Below are 3,114 nucleotides of genomic sequence, written 5' to 3' on the forward strand. Positions count from 1 at the left end.
AGCGTCAACTTTTCGGTTCATTGCGTCTTCACACACCGCAAATCTGGCCTTTCGACGCAATTGCTTGGGTGTTATATGGTCAAGCCTCACGGGCAATTAGTATTGGTTAGCTCAACGCCTCACAGCGCTTACACACCCAACCTATCAACGTCGTAGTCTTCGACGGCCCTTCAGGGAACTCAAGGTTCCAGTGAGATCTCATCTTGAGGCTAGTTTCCCGCTTAGATGCTTTCAGCGGTTATCTATTCCGAACATAGCTACCCGGCAATGCCACTGGCGTGACAACCGGAACACCAGAGGTTCGTCCACTCCGGTCCTCTCGTACTAGGAGCAGCCCCTCTCAAATCTCAAACGTCCACGGCAGATAGGGACCGAACTGTCTCACGACGTTCTAAACCCAGCTCGCGTACCACTTTAAATGGCGAACAGCCATACCCTTGGGACCGGCTTCAGCCCCAGGATGTGATGAGCCGACATCGAGGTGCCAAACACCGCCGTCGATATGAACTCTTGGGCGGTATCAGCCTGTTATCCCCGGAGTACCTTTTATCCGTTGAGCGATGGCCCTTCCATACAGAACCACCGGATCACTAAGACCTACTTTCGTACCTGCTCGACGTGTCTGTCTCGCAGTCAAGCGCGCTTTTGCCTTTATACTCTACGACCGATTTCCGACCGGTCTGAGCGCACCTTCGTACTCCTCCGTTACTCTTTAGGAGGAGACCGCCCCAGTCAAACTACCCACCATACACTGTCCTCGATCCGGATAACGGACCTGAGTTAGAACCTCAAAGTTGCCAGGGTGGTATTTCAAGGTTGGCTCCACGCAGACTGGCGTCCACGCTTCAAAGCCTCCCACCTATCCTACACAAGCAAATTCAAAGTCCAGTGCAAAGCTATAGTAAAGGTTCACGGGGTCTTTCCGTCTAGCCGCGGATACACTGCATCTTCACAGCGATTTCAATTTCACTGAGTCTCGGGTGGAGACAGCGCCGCCATCGTTACGCCATTCGTGCAGGTCGGAACTTACCCGACAAGGAATTTCGCTACCTTAGGACCGTTATAGTTACGGCCGCCGTTTACCGGGGCTTCGATCAAGAGCTTCGCGTTAGCTAACCCCATCAATTAACCTTCCGGCACCGGGCAGGCGTCACACCCTATACGTCCACTTTCGTGTTTGCAGAGTGCTGTGTTTTTAATAAACAGTCGCAGCGGCCTGGTATCTTCGACCGGCATGAGCTTACGGAGCAAGTCCTTCACCCTCACCGGCGCACCTTCTCCCGAAGTTACGGTGCCATTTTGCCTAGTTCCTTCACCCGAGTTCTCTCAAGCGCCTTGGTATTCTCTACCCAACCACCTGTGTCGGTTTGGGGTACGGTTCCTGGTTACCTGAAGCTTAGAAGCTTTTCTTGGAAGCATGGCATCAACCACTTCGTTAACTAAAAGTTAACTCGTCATCAGCTCTCGGCCTTAAGATCCCGGATTTACCTAAGATCTCAGCCTACCACCTTAAACTTGGACAACCAACGCCAAGCTGGCCTAGCCTTCTCCGTCCCTCCATCGCAATAACCAGAAGTACAGGAATATTAACCTGTTTTCCATCGACTACGCTTTTCAGCCTCGCCTTAGGGACCGACTAACCCTGCGTCGATTAACGTTGCGCAGGAAACCTTGGTCTTTCGGCGTGGGTGTTTTTCACACCCATTGTCGTTACTCATGTCAGCATTCGCACTTCTGATACCTCCAGCAAGCTTCTCAACTCACCTTCACAGGCTTACAGAACGCTCCTCTACCGCATCACTTACGTGATACCCGTAGCTTCGGTGTATGGTTTGAGCCCCGTTACATCTTCCGCGCAGGCCGACTCGACTAGTGAGCTATTACGCTTTCTTTAAAGGGTGGCTGCTTCTAAGCCAACCTCCTAGCTGTCTAAGCCTTCCCACATCGTTTCCCACTTAACCATAACTTTGGGACCTTAGCTGACGGTCTGGGTTGTTTCCCTTTTCACGACGGACGTTAGCACCCGCCGTGTGTCTCCCATGCTCGGCACTTGTAGGTATTCGGAGTTTGCATCGGTTTGGTAAGTCGGGATGACCCCCTAGCCGAAACAGTGCTCTACCCCCTACAGTGATACATGAGGCGCTACCTAAATAGCTTTCGAGGAGAACCAGCTATCTCCGAGCTTGATTAGCCTTTCACTCCGATCCACAGGTCATCCGCTAACTTTTCAACGGTAGTCGGTTCGGTCCTCCAGTTAGTGTTACCCAACCTTCAACCTGCCCATGGATAGATCGCCCGGTTTCGGGTCTATTCCCAGCGACTAGACGCCCTATTAAGACTCGCTTTCGCTACGCCTCCCCTATTCGGTTAAGCTCGCCACTGAAAATAAGTCGCTGACCCATTATACAAAAGGTACGCAGTCACCCAACAAAGTGGGCTCCCACTGCTTGTACGCATACGGTTTCAGGATCTATTTCACTCCCCTCTCCGGGGTTCTTTTCGCCTTTCCCTCACGGTACTAGTTCACTATCGGTCAGTCAGTAGTATTTAGCCTTGGAGGATGGTCCCCCCATATTCAGACAAAGTTTCTCGTGCTCCGTCCTACTCGATTTCATGACTAAGAGATTTTCGCGTACAGGGCTATCACCCACTATGGCCGCACTTTCCAGAGCGTTCCGCTAATCTCAAAGCCACTTAAGGGCTAGTCCCCGTTCGCTCGCCACTACTAAGGGAATCTCGGTTGATTTCTTTTCCTCAGGGTACTTAGATGTTTCAGTTCCCCTGGTTCGCCTCTTACGCCTATGTATTCAGCGTAAGATAACCATCTTATGATGGCTGGGTTCCCCCATTCAGACATCTCCGGATCAAAGTCTGTTTGCCGACTCCCCGAAGCTTTTCGCAGGCTACCACGTCTTTCATCGCCTCTGACTGCCAAGGCATCCACCGTATGCGCTTCTTCACTTGACCATATAACCCCAAGCAATCTGGTTATACTGTGAAGACAACATTCGCCGAAAATTCGAATTTCTCAATTAAGAGAACTCACAAATTTTACCTTAGCCTGATCCTGTTACCAGTGAAAGTAACGTTCAGTCTATCTTTCTATCACATACC

Annotated in this window: 1 rRNA gene; it reads right to left on the reverse strand. The window is 51.1% G+C overall.

Annotated features, from left to right (window positions below):
• Nucleotides 1-75: 75 nt before the first annotated feature.
• Nucleotides 76-2,967: ribosomal RNA gene (locus IQK56_RS25815) — 23S ribosomal RNA — on the reverse strand.
• Nucleotides 2,968-3,114 lie beyond the last annotated feature (147 nt).

The organism is Pseudomonas cyclaminis, from assembly GCF_015163715.1.
Classification (GTDB): Bacteria; Pseudomonadota; Gammaproteobacteria; order Pseudomonadales; family Pseudomonadaceae; genus Aquipseudomonas; species Aquipseudomonas cyclaminis.